A 15,045-nucleotide genomic window follows, 5' to 3' on the forward strand; every position below is an offset into this window, starting at 1 on the left:
AAGGGGCCGCCTCGGGAGAGGCGGCCGGGGATGTCTCGATGAAATCAGTATTCATTTTCCTGTTATTTGGTGTTTTCAGTCTGGGGGCCGTTGCTGGAGGGATTCCGGGCAGCATTCGTCAGGCGGGCGAGTTGGCGGCCATGCCCGATGGCCACTGGCTGGTACTCGACAAGCGCCAGCTTCGTCTGGTCGATGCCAGCGGCCAACAGCGGGCGGTGCTAGCCGTGCGCGGCAAGGCCCTGGATAGTCGGAGCCTTGCGAGCGGCGGACTGGCTGCACTGATCGATGCCGATACGCAGGAAAGCCTGTTGATCAGCGTCGATACCGCACGCGGCCGACTGGAGGTGCGCCAGCGTCTACCGGCTCCGGATTTCGCCCTGGAAACCCTCTGTCTTTATCGCGATGTTCAGCGCAATGAGCAGGTTTTCCTGCTCGGCAAGGATGGTAGGGCGCAGCAATGGCTGCTCGGCGACCGCGAACCCTTGTTGTTGCGCCAACTGGCTTTGCCGCCTGGCAGCGAGCACTGTCGTGTCGACGACGCCGAGAATCGCCTCTTTGTCAGCGAAGCCGGGTTCGGTCTGTGGGCGTATGCCGCCGATGGCGAAGGCGTTCCCCGGCGCCATCTGGTTTCCTCCGCGGTACGGCAGGAAGGCGGCGCGCTGGCCGTGGTTCCCGGCGGTGTTGCCATGCTTGCCGCCCAGGGGCGGCAGATCCAGGTCTGGGGTATGACCCCGGTTGGCTGGCGCAGCGTCGCAAGGGCCTCGGTGGATGGTGATGGCGATAGCCGCCTGCTCTATGCCAAGGCTTTGCTGTTCGGTGGCAAACACGGCTGGCGGCAGCTTGCCCTGTCGCTGCCCGACAAGCAGGCGGCCAAGCCGCCTCTGCCGGTGGTCATGGCGCGGCGCCAGACCGATTCGGTCGCCCGTTTCGGTGATGCGGCCGATGATCCGGCAATCTGGCTGCATGCCTCTGATCGCTCGCGTTCGTTGGTGCTGGCGACCAACAAGAAGCAAGGTTTGCTCACTTACGATCTGGCCGGGCGTCAGCAGCAATTGCTTGAGGCTGGCCGGTTGAACAATGTCGATGTGCGCCAGGATGTGCGTTTTGGGGAAAAGCGGGTCGATCTGGCCATCGCGACCCAGCGCGACGAGCGTGCCCTGGCGATTTTTGAAATCGACGGCGCCGGTCATGTGCGCGATGCCGGCAGAATAGCCACCGAGCTCGCAGATATTTACGGAACCTGTCTCTACCGTCCGGCGGATGGCGGTCTTGAAGTCTTTGCCAACGACAAGGATGGACGTTTTGCCCATTACCGCCTCGAGATGGCGGAAGACGGCCACTACAGCGCTCGGTTGTTGCGCAGTTTTCGCATGCGTAGCCAGCCCGAAGGATGTGTGGTTGATGACAGTAACGGTCGCCTGTTTGTCGGAGAGGAGAAGCGCGGTATCTGGCGCATGTCGGCCGTGGCCGGCGTTGATGAAACGCCGCAACTGATTCTTCCGGTCGGTCCCTTGCTGGTTGCCGATGTCGAGGGTCTGGCGCTTTATACCGGGAGTGGCGGGCGTTACCTGATTGCGTCGAGTCAAGGCAACAGCAGCTACGTCGTGCTCGATGCCGATCCGCCGCATGCTTATCGCGGCGCCTTCCGGATCGGGATCAACCCGGCGGCACGAATTGACGGCGTATCCGATACCGATGGCCTGGAGGCGAGTGCGGTCAACCTGGGAGAAGCTTTCGGGCAGGGCATCCTGGTCGTGCAGGATGGCTACAAACGCCTGCCGGACGGCGCGCAGAACTTCAAATATGTCGCCTGGCAGGATATTGCGCGCACTTTGGGATTGCCATGAGCTTTGCCGTTCCGGATGCGCCCGCCTCATGGTCGGTTCAAGCCGATTCAGCCGGCAGGCCGCGTTTGGCTGGTGCCTGGGGACTGGCTCTGGCGTTGCACCTGCTGCCGCTTTTCCTGTTGTTTCATCGTCCACCGGTAAAGCAGGTGTCGCCGCCGCGAGTCATGGCCAGTCTTTGGTTGGCACCGGCCGCAGCCGAAACCAGCCCGCCACCGCCAGCGGCAAGTCAGCCTTCTCCGGTCAGTCAGCCAGCGCGGGCATCCTTGCCCTTGCTGAGTCGACAGCGCGAGCCTGCGGTGGCGTCGGAATATCTTGTCACACCGGCTGCCCAAGCGCAGGTGACGGGATCTTCGGCTGAGCGGATGCCGGCGCCGCCGCGCGACGCTGCGCCGGTCTCGCCTGGCGACGCAGGCGATTTCGTGCCGCCCGCTTTCAAGGCGGCTTATTTGAGTAACCCGCAGCCGCCGTATCCCTTGCTTTCACGCCGACTGCGAGAAGCCGGTGAAGTGCGCTTGCGTGTTCAGGTCAGTGCATCCGGCCTGGCTGAGCAGGTCGTGATCCATGCCGGCAGCGGTTACGAGCGCCTTGATCTGGCGGCGCGGGCGGCGGTCCGGGAGTGGCGTTTTGTTCCCGCCCGACGCGACGGGAATGCGGTGAGCGGCTGGGTCGAAGTGCCCATCCAATTCAAACTGGAGAATTGAAATGCAGGATATGAACCCGATTGAATATTTTTTTGCCCACACGGATACGCTAGGTGCGATCCTGTTTTGCCTGTTGTTCCTGATGTCGCTGATTTCCTGGTTTGCCATTCTCAGCAAGGCGTTCCTGTTCTGGCGCATTGGTCGCTGGGCGAGGGAGTTTCGCGCGGAATTCCGGCCGCAGCATGTGCCGCAAATTCCCGGTCGGGTGGCGGGCAATCCCTTTTCCCGACTGGCCCTCGCTTCCTTCCAGGTCCATGGCGAGTTGGAGCGGGCGCCGGAAGGTCACGGTGAAGATTTGTTGCTGCGCTGTATGAGCCGCATCGTCGGCGAAGAAGGGGCGCGTCTCGACAACGGGCAGACCCTGCTTGCCTCGATCGCTGCCGTGGCACCGTTCATCGGCTTGTTCGGCACGGTCTGGGGCGTACATAACGCCCTGGCGGCGATCGGCGCCGAAGGGGCGGCATCGCTCGAACTGATTGCCGGACCAGTCGGCGAAGCGCTGATCATGACCGCTCTCGGGTTGGCTGTGGCGATCCCGGCGGTGCTTGCCTACAACGTCTTTTCACGCAGCAGCCAGGTATTGCTGGCACAGCTCGATGCCCTGGCCCACGATCTTTACCATTTTCTGCTGACCGGTCGGGTTCTGCCGGACAAGGTCCGGGAGTTCTGAGATGGCTTTCCTGAATCCGGGGGCAGCCGGGCGCGGCGTGCCGCGTGCCGAGATCAACATGATTCCGCTGATCGACGTGATGCTGGTACTGCTGGTCATTTTCATGATCACCGCTCCCTTGCTGACCCATGCCGTCAAGCTCGACTTGCCGCAAGCCAGTGCCCAAAGCAGTGCCGCAGCCGAAAAAGTCGAGATTGCCGTCGATGCCGCCGGCACTCTGCACTGGGATGGCACCGCGCTGGATCGGCCGCAATTGGCGAGTCGTCTGGCTGAACTTGGACGCACTCGGCCGAAGACCGAGATCCACCTGCATGTCGATAAATCGTCGCGTTACGAGACGGTAGCGGAAATCATGGCACAGGCTGCCGGCGCCGGCCTGGTGCGGATCGGCTTCGTGACGCAGCCGCCAGGGCAGGGCTCGCGTTAAGGAGCGGCAAATGTTGGCGGTGTTTGCCGAACGAAGCGGGGAAACCGTCGTTTGGCAGGAAAAGCGCAGTTTTTTTGCCGTTGACCGTCTGGCGACAGGCTTGCCTTGTGGCGATGCACCGGAGTTGCCGGGGCATCGTCGCCGTTTGTTGTATCCAGACAGTGTTTGTTTTTTCAAGTTCGCGCTTGAAGGAGGGTGTTCGGTCAGCGCAAGATGACATTGCGGTCGAGTCCAATCTGTTTTTTCCTAGTCGCAGTCGCGTAAATACTGCACGTATTGCTTGTCGGTATGCAGGATGTGTTCATTCCACCACTCGGAGAGGCAGTGGGTCAGGCCGGCGCGGTCGTATTCGCCAAGGCCGGCGGTAAGCAATAGCTCGGTCAGTTTGAGCTGGTAGGTGATGTGTTCCTGGCGATGCTTTTCGTACATCGGGAAGGCGCATTCACGCAGCATCGCCTCTTCCAGGTTGAAGTGCTCGCGCACGTAGTCAGACAGTTCGTTCAGGACATCCTGGAAATGCGCGATGCCTTCGCTGCCGGTCTGCTCCATGCAGCGGATGGCGCGGCCGCACAGTTGCAGCAGTTGCTTGTGTTGCCCATCCAGCAAGGCATTGCCGACACTGTAATGGGGCTGCCATTCGGTAAAGTCGCTTTTGTCCATGCGCGGACCCTCTATTGTTTGCAGGCAGCTTGGCGTGCCCTTGTATCCCTTGTGCGCAGTAACTATATACGAATCAGGTGTTTGCCATTCGCGCCGTCAAGAAAAAAGGGAGCCAAAATGGCTCCCTTTTTGCGGTCGACCGGTCAAAAACGGCTTAAACCACGGCGCCTTCTTCGTTGGCGCCTTCGACGACTTTCTTCTGCTTGGCGATGAACTGTTCGCGCGAGACGCCCAGCCACATGACCAGCGGGCTGGCGACCAGCACTGAGGAGTAGATGCCGAAGCAGATGCCGATGGTCAGCGCCATGGCGAAGTAGTGCAGGGTTTCGCCGCCGAAGATCAGCATCGAGAGCACCATCATCTGCGTCGAGCCATGGGTGATGATCGTCCGGCTGATCGTGCTGGTGATGGCATGATCGAGCACTTCCGGCGTCGACATGCCGCGGACCTTCTTGAAGGTTTCGCGCACGCGGTCGAAGACGACCACCGACTCATTGACGGAGTAGCCGAGCACGGCAAGGATGGCGGCCAGCACCGACAGCGAGAACTCCCACTGGAAGAAGGCGAAGAAGCCGAGAATGATCACCACGTCGTGCAGGTTGGCGATGATGGCCGAGACCGAGAAACGCCATTCGAAGCGGAACGCCAGGTAGATGACGATGCCGATCACGACCAGCAGCAAGGCCATGGCGCCATTTTCGGCGAGTTCCTTGCCGACCTGCGGGCCGACGAACTCGACGCGGCGCAGTTGGGCACCCGGCGCATCGGCTGCGAGCGACTTCATCACGGCTTCACCGAGCTGGTTGCTGTTCTGCTCGCCCTTGAGCGGCAGACGGATCATGACGTCCTGCGACGAACCGAAGTTCTGCACGGCGTAATCGCTGAACCCCGCCTTGCCCAGCGCATTGCGCACCTTTTCCAGGTCGGCGGTCTGTTCGTAGTGGGTTTCGATCAGCGTACCGCCGGTGAATTCGACCGACAGGTGCAGCCCCTTGGTGAACAGGAAGACGACGGCGAGGATGAAGGTGACCAGCGAGATGACGTTGAACGTCAGCGCGTGGCGCATGAAGGGAATGTCTTTGTGGATGCGGAAAAATTCCATGTCCGTTCTCCTTATTTCTGACCGTCGGTCGTGGCGGCAGCGGGTTTCCAGAGCTGGCCGATGGCAACCTTGGTCAGCTTCTTCTGGCGGCCGTAGATCAGATTGACCAGGGCGCGGGAAACGACGACCGAAGAGAAGATCGAGGTCAGGATGCCGAGACAATGCACGACGGCGAAGCCGCGCACCGGGCCGGAGCCGAAGATGAGCAGCATCAGGCCGACGATCAGCGTCGTTACGTTGGAGTCGAGAATGGTCCCGAAAGCACGTTCGTAGCCTTCCGAGATGGCACCTTGCGGCGGCATGCCGCTACGCAGTTCTTCGCGGATCCGTTCGTTGATCAGCACGTTCGAGTCGATGGCCATGCCCAGCGCCAGTGCGATGGCGGCAATGCCGGGCAGGGTCAGCGTCGCCTGCAGCAGCGAAAGCAGGGCGATCAGGAAGAGCAGGTTGGCGCCGAGTGCAACGACGGAAACCACGCCGAAGACCTGGTAGTACACGATCATGAACAGCGCGATTGCGGCAAAACCCCAGAGCGTCGAATGGAAGCCCTTCTGGATGTTGTCGGCACCGAGCGACGGGCCGATCGTGCGTTCCTCGATGATGTCCATCGGTGCGGCCAGCGAACCGGCGCGCAGCAGCAGGGCGGTGTCGTTGGCTTCGCTGGTGGTCATGCGGCCGGAAATCTGGACGCGGCCGCCGCCGATTTCGGTGCGGATGACCGGCGCGGTGACGACTTCGCCCTTGCCCTTTTCGATGAGCAGGATGGCCATGCGCTTGCCGACGTTTTCGCGCGTGATGTCGCGGAAGATGCGGGCACCGGCCGAGTCCAGCGTCAGATGCACGGCGGCTTCCTGGGTCTGGTTGTCGAAACCGGGCTGGGCGTCGGTCAGGCGGTCGCCGGTCAGGACGACCTGCTTCTTGACCAGCAGCGGCTGGCCGCCACGCTCGTTATAGACCTCGGTGCCGAAAGGCGGATTGCCGGCCAGCGCGGCTTCCAGGCCACCTGGTGCATCGTCCACCATGCGGATTTCGAGGGTCGCGGTACGGCCGAGAATGTCCTTGGCCTTGGCGGTATCCTGCACGCCCGGCAGCTGAACGACGATGCGATCGGCGCCTTGCTGCTGGATCACCGGTTCGGCAACGCCGAGTTCGTTGATCCGGTTGTGCAGGGTGGTGATGTTCTGTTTCAGCGCGAATTCGCCGATCTTCTGCTGTGCCTGCGGCTTGAGCGTCGCAATCAGCTTGAAGTCGCTGCCGTCGGACTGTTCGGCGACCAGCAGGTCCGGCTGGCCGTCGCTGATCACGTTGCGTGCCTTGTCGCGGGTTTCGACTTCGCGGAACTTGACGACCAGACGGTCGCCTTCGCGGCTGATGCCGGCGTGACGCAGGTTCTTGTCGCGCAGCAGGGTGCGCAGGTCGCCGGCGGTCGAGTCGAGGCGCTTGGTCAGCGCGCCCTTCATGTCCACCTGGAGCAGGAAGTGCACGCCGCCGCGCAGGTCGAGGCCGAGATACATCGGCAGCGAGTGCATGGCGGTCAACCATTGCGGCGAGGCCGAAAGCAGGTTGAGGGCGACGACGTATTTCGGATCGGCCGGGTCAGGATTGAAGGCTTTTTCCAGGACGTCCTTGGCCTTCAACTGGGTGTCGGTGTCCTTGAAACGGGTCTTGACGCCGTTCAGGTCGAGCAGGATGCCGTCGTTGGCAACGCCGGCGGCGCTCAGGGCTTCTTCGAGGCGGGCCTTGGTCTTGTCATCGATCTTGATGGTGACCTTGGCGCTCGAAACCTGCACGGCCGGCGACTCGCCGAAGAAATTGGGCAGGGTGTAGATGAAACCAAGCACCAGCGCGATGGCGACGGTGATGTACTTCCAGAGAGGATAGCGATTCATGGTGGCTTTAAAGCGAAAAGGCGGCCAGCGGCCGCCTTTTTTGGGGTGATTACAGCGACTTCAGCGTGCCCTTCGGCAGAACCAGGCCGATGGCCGGTTTTTGCACGACGACTTCGGTACCTTCGGCAACTTCGAGAGTCACGTAGTTGTCGCCAACCTTGACGATCTTGCCAACCAGGCCGCCGCCCGTGACGACTTCGTCACCCTTGGCCAGTGCATCGATCAGGGCCTTGTGTTCCTTGGCCTTCTTCATCTGCGGACGGATGAAGAGCAGCCACATGGCGGCCACCATGATGAGCAGCGGGAGGTACTGCATCAGGCCGCCGGTCGGGTCGTTGGCGGCAGCGGTCTGGGCGTGGGCAAGACTAATCATTGGTCAAACTCCTGGATGCGAAAAAACAAAACGTGGATTCTATCATTGGCCCGCAGAACGGTCCCGGGCAAAGGCAGCCGACCACTGGTCAAGCGTGCCGGCCTCGATGGCAGCCCGCATCTCGGCCATGATGGTCTGGTAGAAATGCAGGTTGTGGATGGTGTTGAGCATGCCGCCGAGGATTTCGCCGTTGCGGAAGAGGTGGTGCAGGTAGCTGCGCGTGAATTGCGTGCAGGTATAGCAGGTGCAGGACGGGTCGAGCGGGCCGGTGTCCAGCTTGTAGCGGGCGTTCTTGATCTTGACGTCACCGAAGCGGGTGAACAGGTGGCCGTTGCGCGCGTTGCGGGTCGGCATCACGCAGTCGAACATGTCGATGCCGTTCTTGACGCCGTTGACCAGGTCTTCCGGCGTGCCGACACCCATCAGGTAGCGCGGCTTGTGGGTCGGCAGGCGCGGTGCGGTATGCGCCAGGATGCGCGCCATGTCGTCCTTGGGTTCGCCGACCGAGAGGCCGCCGATCGCCATGCCGTCGAAGCCGATGTCGCACAGGCCGGCCACCGATTCGTCGCGCAGGTCTTCATACATGCCGCCCTGGACGATGCCGAACAGCGCATTGCCGTTTTCCAGGCGGTTGTGCTCGTCACGCGAACGTTGCGCCCAGCGCATCGACATGCGCATCGATTTGGCGGCTTCGTCGTGGCTGGCTGGGTAAGGCGTGCATTCGTCGAAGATCATGACGATGTCGGAATTGAGCACCTTCTGGATCTGCATCGAGATTTCCGGCGTCAGGAAGAGCTTGGCGCCGTCGTGCGGCGAGCTGAACTTGACGCCTTCCTCGGTGATCTTGCGCATGGCGCCGAGCGAGAAGACCTGGAAACCGCCCGAATCGGTCAGGATGGGCTTCTGCCAGTTCATGAAATCGTGCAGGCCCTTGTGCGCGGCGACGACATCCAGACCCGGGCGCAACCACAGGTGGAAAGTGTTGCCGAGACAGATCTGTGCGCCGATGTCGTTGAGACTTTGCGGCGTCATCGCCTTGACCGTGCCGTAGGTGCCGACCGGCATGAAGACGGGGGTCTGGACCTGGCCATGGGCCAGGGTCAGGGTGCCGCGGCGGGCGGCGCCATCGGTTTTGTGGAGTTCAAATTGCATCGGTTTTTTCCAGAAGCATGGCATCGCCATAACTGAAGAAGCGGTAACGCCCGGCCACCGCGTGCGCATAGGCAGCGCGGATGTTGGCGTAACCGGCAAAGGCCGAGACGAGCATGAGCAGCGTCGATTTCGGCAGGTGGAAATTGGTGATCAGGCGGTCGACGACCTTGAAGCGATAACCCGGTGTGATGAAAATGTCGGTTTCGCTGGCGCCGACGCGCACCGTGCCATCATCGTTGCCGGCCGATTCGAGCGAGCGCAGGCTGGTCGTGCCGACCGCGATGACCCGGCCACCGGCGGCGCGGGTGGCGGCGATGGCAGCGGCCGTCGCCTGCGGGATTTCGTAGCGCTCGCTGTGCATGCGGTGATCGGCGATTTTCTCGACGCGCACCGGCCGGTAGGTGCCGGCGCCGACATGCAGCGTGACGAAGGCGGTATTGACGCCCTGCGCGCGCAGCGTGGCCAGCATTTCCTCGGTGAAGTGCAGGCCGGCAGTGGGCGCGGCGACGGCGCCCGGCTCACGCGCATAGACCGTCTGGTAGCGCGTCTCGTCGGCGCCTTCGGCCGGGTGTTCGATATAGGGCGGCAGCGGCAGTTTGCCGTACTGTTCGGCGACTTCCCAGAAGTCCGTACGGTCGACCAGCTCCAGGGCAAAGAAATCATCGTCGGCGCCGGCCCGGCCGGTCATTTTTACCGTGAAGGCGTCGGCCAGCAGCAGCGTGCAGCCGGTCTTCGGCGCCTTGCTGGCGCGAATCTGGCAGATCGCGTGCGTCGCATCGACGATGCGCTCAAGCATGATCTCGACCCGGCCGCCGCTGTCCTTGACACCAAAGAAGCGTGCCTTGATGACGCGCGTGTCGTTGAAAACGAGCAGGTCGCCGGCCCGGAGCAGTTCCGGCAGTTCGGCAAATTGCCGGTTCACAAGCTGTTGACCGCTGACGTGCAGCAAGCGGCTGCCACCGCGTTCGGCGGAGGGATGCTGGGCGATCAGTTCGGGCGGGAGGGGGAAGTCGAAGTCGTCTACTGTCAACGACATGGGCAAAATCCGTATTCCTGAATGATGACGGCGCCCACAGGGAGCGCCGCTGGCGGATGGCGCCATCTGGCGCCGGCATTGGCTGGAAATGAACGGCATCAACGAGTTGGTGTGTCGCTCAATCAAGCGGGGCGAATATTACCATCCGCAGGCTTCCCCGGTCTCGCTCCCGGTAAAACGCCTGTTCGGAATGCGTTTACTGCCTGCGGCATGTCCATCCCGGCCGGAAGGTCGATTGCCGCCGGCATTCATCGTCCGGGTGAAGTGGGCGAACGGGTTTCATGAATCCGGAGGCTCAATAAAGCCAATTAATTGATTTATTTGTGTTTCGCTGACAACCAAATCGAAATTGCTGCGTTAAGCATGCATTGAGTACGTATTTGCAAGGGAATCGAAGTGCGCTGGATAGCAATCGCATTGGCTGCAGCATTGGTTTCAGGGGGGGGCGGTGCCGCCGAACCTGAAGTAACGGCTGTGCCCGCAGCAGAGGTCGTAACGACAGTGATCGATTACGCCCAGACCGCACGTGCGACAGTTGATATTGCGCAAGTTGCCGCAGCGAGCAGTCTTCCTCAAATTACGCCACAAAAAGTGGCAAAGCTTGAGAAAAAGGGCACGATCAAGAAATCGATGCTCTCCAGAAGTGCCCGCAGCCAGATGAGCTTGTTGAGCACGAAAGCCATGCCTGAACTGGCCGCCTCGTTCAAATTCATCGACGATGGCGATGACGATGAGGGCGCCGATGATCTTGACCTGCATCGTTCATTCAGCCGCCCGAAGCTGGCCGGTTCGGAAGATCAGGATGATGAGCAGATTGCTTATCCGGCCATTTCGGAAACCGCCAAGCTCAGACTGTTCCTTGCGCGCATGAAGGCGGTCGAAGCCCACAAGATGGCTAATGTTGCCGGCATCGATGAGCAGGCAGCCGAAGATGTTTCCGACGCGGTGAAGCTCAGGTTGCTGATTGCCCGGACAAAAGCCGTTCAGGCGCATGAGCGGAAGTTCTCTTAAGGTTCGACGCCCGCTGTCGTCGCCCATCCCGCGAGTCTGATCGCGCGGGCTGAATTCCAGAAAGCCGGATCCTCGTTGCCGAGGAGCCGGTTTTTTATTGCGGAAAAACCAACAAAAAACCCGCACAGAGGCGGGTTTGATGGACTTGCTTGGACTGCTTTAACCAGCTAACTGGTGCCCCGAGCCAGACTCGAACTGGCACACCTTTCGGCGGCGGATTTTGAATCCGCTGCGTCTACCGATTCCGCCATCGGGGCGAATGGAGGCCGGATTATCCATGAATCACTTCTTCGTTTCAAGTGAATCAGGACAGGAGAAGGATTTAGCCAGGGCGCTGGCGACCAGCATGGCGGTGTTGCCGCCCGGTTTTGGCGGCAGGTGTTCGAGGTGGGCGAGCACGGCGCGGACCAGGCGCGGCGTCAGATCGGCGTCGTTCGGCAGGCAGAAGGCGTTGATCTTGAGGCCGATTTTTTCGGCGAGATAGTCGCTGATGGCGTAACCGTCGGCAAAGCCGGCGACGTAGGAAATGCAGCGGGCACTGCGTACCGACTGGTAAGGGTCGGTCGTTTTCTTCTGGGCATAAAAGTCGTCGGCAGCCTGACAGTCGTCGCGTAGTTCATCGATCGAGTAGGCGTGGGCTGACGCGGCACAGCAGAGAGCGAGCAGGCAGAAGAGTTTTTTCATGATTTTTCGAACCAGTTGAGCTTGTCATGCAGGTTGACGACGCTGCCGACGACGATCAGCGCCGGCGGCTTGATGCCGGATTCGGCTATGCGCTGCGGCAGGGTGCCGAGTGTGGCGAGCAGGGTTTGCTGTTCGGGCAGGGTGCCCTTGCGGATGACAGCGGCCGGTGTCAGTGACGGCAGACCGTGCGCGATCATCTGCTGGCAGATTTGTTCGGCGGCACCGATGCCCATGTAGAAAACCACGGTCTGGCCGGGGCGGGCCAGTGCCGGCCAGTCGAGATTGACGCTGCCATCCTTGAGGTGGCCGGTGACGAAGGTGACCGACTGGGCGTGCTCGCGATGCGTCAGCGGGAAGCCGGCATAGGCGGCGCAGCCGGCCGCAGCGGTGACGCCGGGGACGACCTCGAAGGGAACGCCGGAGGCCTGGAGAATTTCAAGTTCTTCGCCGCCGCGTCCGAAGATGAACGGGTCGCCGCCTTTCAGCCTGACCACGGCGAGGCCTTCTGCTGCCAGTTCGACGAGCAGCTGGTTGATCTCTTCCTGCTTCAGGGTGTGCCGGGAGGCCTTCTTGCCAACGTAGATGTGACGGCTGTGGGCCGGAAAGAGCGCGCGCACGCCTTCGCCGACCAGATGGTCATAGACGATGGCATCGGCACTGGCGATCAGGCGGGCCGCCTTGACAGTCAGCAGGTCGGCATCGCCGGGGCCGGCGCCGACTAGCCAGACCTTGCCGGTGGAGAGGGTTGCGTTGTCGTTCATGGTGGTTTCCGGCAGTGGCTTGTATGCTGGGAGGCTGGCGGTCGACCGGGGAAAAATGCTGTTTTTCGCCGGTCGACCGATAAAAGGAAAGGGCTGCCGCCTGGTGCGCGTACACCTTGCAGCAGCCCGTGGCGCATGTTGCTTGTCGCTTTAGCCGGCTTCGCTGATCCGTTTGGCGATATGGGCGAGTGCCTCGTCGACCTGGTCGATCAGGATCAGGCAGAGGTCGCCCGGACGCAGGCGCTCCAGTGCCGTATCGATGGCCAGGAACTCGCCGGTGATCGCATCGATATGCTTGGTGCGGCTGGCATTGGCCAGGCCTTCACGCAGCAGGCCGATGACTTCGCCATCTTCGCGGCCGCGCTGGCAGGCATCCTGGTAGAGGATGACGTCGTCGAAGGCTTCGCCGAGGATTTCGGTCTGCTGCCGGATATCGTCGTCGCGCCGGTCGCCGGCGCCACTGATCACCACCGAGCGACGCACCGCCGGCATGTTGGCGATGCCGCCGACCAGCGCCTGGATGGCATCCGGATTGTGGCCATAGTCGGCAATCAGCGTCGCACCCTTGTAGTCGAAGACGTTGAAACGACCGGGGGCGGTTGCTGCGTCGCTGACAAAGTTGGCCAGTGCCTTTTCGATCACGTCCCAGGCGTAGTCGAGCGCCCAGCCGGTGCCGATGGCCGCCATGGCGTTCTCGACCTGGAAGCCGATCGTGCCGTTGCGGGTGAGCGGAATGTTGGCGAACGGGATGCGGTGTTTCTTGCGGCCTTCGCCGCAGATGATCGCATCGCGTTCGGCGTAGATCACCCGGCGGCCCTGGGCGCGGTGCGTGGCGAGTACCGGGTTCATGCGGTCGCGGGCAAAGTAGATGATGTCGCCGTGGCAATGGTGAGCCATGGCGGCAACCACCGGGTCGGCGGCGTTGAGCACGGCGGTACCATCCGGTGCCACGTTTTCGACGATGACCCTTTTGACCACCGCCAGCTCGTCGACCGTCGTGATGTAGTTGAGACCGAGGTGGTCGCCGAGACCGATGTTGGTGATCACGGCCACATCGCACATGTCGAAGCCGAGACCTTCACGCAGTACGCCGCCACGGGCGGTTTCGAACACGGCAGCGTCGACGTCCGGATGCAGCAGCACGTTGCGCGCGCTGCGCGGGCCGGAGCAGTCGCCGTCGTCGGTACGGCGGCCTTCGATGTAAACACCGTCGGTGCTGGTCATGCCGACGCGCAGGTTGTTGGCTTCGAAGATGCGGCCGATCAGGCGGCTGGTCGTTGTCTTGCCGTTGGTGCCGGCGATCGCGACGACCGGGATGCGGGCGTTGTCGCCGTCCGGGAACATCATGCCGACAATCGCTTCGCCGACGGCGCGGCCCTTGCCGAAAGACGGGTCGAGGTGCATGCGCAGGCCGGGGGCGGCGTTGCATTCGACAATGCCGCCGCCCTGTTCTTCGAGCGGCTTGTGCATGGTGTCGCAGACGACGTCGATGCCGCAGATGTCGAGGCCGACCGTCTGCGCGGCAGCGATGGCGGCAGCAGCGAGTTCCGGATGCACGTCGTCGGTGACGTCGGTGGCGGTGCCGCCGGTCGACAGGTTGGCATTGTTGCGCAGCACGACACGCACGCCGCGGCCGGGCACGGAGTCGGCTGTATAGCCTTGCTCTTCGAGGCGGGCGATGGCGATTGCGTCAAAACGGATCTTGGTCAGCGAGGTGGCGTGACCGTCGGAACGGCGCGGATCGCTGTTCACGATGTCGACCAGCTCGCGCACGGTGTGTGTGCCGTCGCCGATGACCAGCGGCGGATCACGCCGGGCGGCAGCGATCAGCTTGTCGCCGATGACCAGCAGGCGCCAGTCGTGGCCGGGCAGGAATTTCTCGACCATGATGTCGTCGAAGAAGCTGACGGCGACCTGGTAAGCCTTGCGGACTTGTTCTTCGGTGGTCAGGTTGACCGAGATGCCCTTGCCCTGATTGCCGTCCTGCGGCTTGACGACGACCGGCAGGCCGACTTCCTGGGCGGCAACCCAGGCGTCGTCCTCATCCTCGACCGGGCGGCCGTAGGGAACGGCAACGCCGGCGGCATGCAGCAGCTTCTTGGTCAGTTCCTTGTCCTGGGCGATGGCTTCGGCGATGGCGCTGGTGAAGCTGGTTTCGGCGGCCTGGATACGCTTCTGCTTGGAGCCCCAGCCGAACTGGACGAGGCTGCCCTGGGTCAGGCGGCGGTAGGGAATGCCGCGCGCCACAGCGGCAGCGACGATGGCACCGGTCGATGGGCCGAGGCGGATATCCTCGTCGAGGTCACGCAATTCCTTGAGCGTGCCTTCAAGATCGAAGGGCGTGTCAGCGATTGCAGCCAGGCAAAGTTGCTCGGCGCGCTCGAAGGCGAGGCGACCGACTTCTTCTTCGGTGTACTCGACCACGACCTGGTAAACCCCCTGGTCTACGGTCTGTGCCGTGCGGCTGAAGGTGACCGGGCAGCCGGCCTGGGCCTGCAGGCCGAGAGCGGCGAACTCGAGGGCATGTGCCATCGACACGGTGTCGAGGTGGTCGGCCGGGATCAGGTCGCCCAGCGCCGGGAAGCGCTCGCGCAGGCGGGCTTCGAAATTGTCCAGATCAGAGATGGCACATTCGGCACCTTCACAGGTGACGATGGCCTGGATCGCGGTGTGCCGGCTCCACAGGTTGGGGCCGCGCAGGGCACGAATACGGGAAACGTCCATGACGCTAA

At 62.3% G+C, this 15,045-nt stretch carries 15 protein-coding genes and 1 tRNA gene; 6 read left to right on the forward strand and 10 right to left on the reverse strand.

The genetic code is table 11. The annotated features are described in order from the left end of the window. Window positions 1-38: 38 nt before the first annotated feature. From KI612_RS05480 to KI612_RS05500, 5 genes are read left to right on the forward strand one after another with little or no spacing between them, the layout of a single operon-like run. Window positions 39-1,847, forward strand: a complete 1,809-nt coding sequence (locus tag KI612_RS05480; RefSeq protein WP_226442814.1) for a phytase — start codon at window positions 39-41, stop codon at window positions 1,845-1,847. Then, complete coding sequence (locus KI612_RS05485) at window positions 1,844-2,548, forward strand: energy transducer TonB (RefSeq protein ID WP_226442815.1); 705 nt, start codon at window positions 1,844-1,846, stop codon at window positions 2,546-2,548. Before KI612_RS05480 ends, KI612_RS05485 begins: the two co-directional genes overlap by 4 nt. A gap of 1 nt (window position 2,549) precedes the next feature. Continuing rightward, window positions 2,550-3,218 carry a MotA/TolQ/ExbB proton channel family protein gene (locus tag KI612_RS05490; RefSeq protein WP_319002990.1) on the forward strand — a complete coding sequence of 223 codons (669 nt, stop codon included), beginning with the start codon at window positions 2,550-2,552 and terminating at the stop codon, window positions 3,216-3,218. 1 nt (window position 3,219) lies between these two features. Next, window positions 3,220-3,645, forward strand: coding sequence for an ExbD/TolR family protein (locus KI612_RS05495; RefSeq protein ID WP_226442816.1), 426 nt, complete (start codon window positions 3,220-3,222; stop codon window positions 3,643-3,645). Window positions 3,646-3,655: 10 nt separating this feature from the next. Then, complete coding sequence (locus KI612_RS05500) at window positions 3,656-3,862, forward strand: hypothetical protein (RefSeq protein ID WP_226442817.1); 207 nt, start codon at window positions 3,656-3,658, stop codon at window positions 3,860-3,862. Window positions 3,863-3,891: 29 nt separating this feature from the next. Here the strand turns inward: KI612_RS05500 and KI612_RS05505 are convergent, their stop codons facing one another. The 6 genes from KI612_RS05505 to queA all read right to left on the reverse strand — a co-directional run bounded on the left by KI612_RS05505 (window position 3,892) and on the right by queA (window position 9,857). Beyond that, on the reverse strand, window positions 3,892-4,305 hold the full coding sequence (locus KI612_RS05505; protein ID WP_226442818.1) for a bacteriohemerythrin: 414 nt from the start codon (window positions 4,303-4,305) through the stop codon (window positions 3,892-3,894). Between the two features lie 154 nt (window positions 4,306-4,459). Then, complete coding sequence (secF, locus tag KI612_RS05510; protein WP_226442819.1) at window positions 4,460-5,407, reverse strand: protein translocase subunit SecF; 948 nt, start codon at window positions 5,405-5,407, stop codon at window positions 4,460-4,462. Between the two features lie 11 nt (window positions 5,408-5,418). Further along, window positions 5,419-7,296, reverse strand: a complete 1,878-nt coding sequence (gene secD, locus KI612_RS05515) for a protein translocase subunit SecD (RefSeq protein ID WP_226442820.1) — start codon at window positions 7,294-7,296, stop codon at window positions 5,419-5,421. A gap of 49 nt (window positions 7,297-7,345) precedes the next feature. Then, entirely contained in the window at window positions 7,346-7,669 is a 324-nt protein-coding gene (gene yajC / locus KI612_RS05520; protein ID WP_226442821.1) for a preprotein translocase subunit YajC, read from the reverse strand. Between the two features lie 42 nt (window positions 7,670-7,711). Beyond that, the gene (gene tgt / locus KI612_RS05525) at window positions 7,712-8,821 is read right to left on the reverse strand and encodes a tRNA guanosine(34) transglycosylase Tgt (RefSeq protein ID WP_226442822.1); all 1,110 of its coding nucleotides are present in this window, start codon (window positions 8,819-8,821) and stop codon (window positions 7,712-7,714) included. After that, the gene (queA, locus tag KI612_RS05530; protein WP_226442823.1) at window positions 8,811-9,857 is read right to left on the reverse strand and encodes a tRNA preQ1(34) S-adenosylmethionine ribosyltransferase-isomerase QueA; all 1,047 of its coding nucleotides are present in this window, start codon (window positions 9,855-9,857) and stop codon (window positions 8,811-8,813) included. Before queA ends, tgt begins: the two co-directional genes overlap by 11 nt. A 396-nt stretch (window positions 9,858-10,253) precedes the next feature. On the opposite strand from queA, the gene KI612_RS05535 reads away from it, so the two are divergent. Beyond that, window positions 10,254-10,868: a hypothetical protein gene (locus KI612_RS05535; protein ID WP_226442824.1), complete on the forward strand. Its 615-nt coding sequence runs from the start codon at window positions 10,254-10,256 to the stop codon at window positions 10,866-10,868. A gap of 172 nt (window positions 10,869-11,040) precedes the next feature. Here the strand turns inward: KI612_RS05535 and KI612_RS05540 are convergent. From KI612_RS05540 to cphA, 4 genes are all read right to left on the reverse strand, one after another. Further along, window positions 11,041-11,125: transfer RNA gene (locus tag KI612_RS05540), tRNA-Leu, on the reverse strand. Between the two features lie 25 nt (window positions 11,126-11,150). Beyond that, a complete protein-coding gene (locus tag KI612_RS05545; RefSeq protein ID WP_226442825.1) occupies window positions 11,151-11,552 on the reverse strand; it encodes a Rap1a/Tai family immunity protein in 402 nt (133 codons plus the stop codon). Beyond that, window positions 11,549-12,313, reverse strand: coding sequence for a uroporphyrinogen-III C-methyltransferase (gene cobA, locus KI612_RS05550; RefSeq protein ID WP_226442826.1), 765 nt, complete (start codon window positions 12,311-12,313; stop codon window positions 11,549-11,551). Before cobA ends, KI612_RS05545 begins: the two co-directional genes overlap by 4 nt. 150 nt (window positions 12,314-12,463) lie before the next feature. Beyond that, window positions 12,464-15,037, reverse strand: a complete 2,574-nt coding sequence (gene cphA, locus KI612_RS05555; RefSeq protein ID WP_226442827.1) for a cyanophycin synthetase — start codon at window positions 15,035-15,037, stop codon at window positions 12,464-12,466. Window positions 15,038-15,045: the final 8 nt, after the last annotated feature.

The sequence above is a fragment of the Quatrionicoccus australiensis genome (assembly GCF_020510525.1).
GTDB classification, from domain to species: domain Bacteria; phylum Pseudomonadota; class Gammaproteobacteria; order Burkholderiales; family Rhodocyclaceae; genus Azonexus; species Azonexus australiensis_B.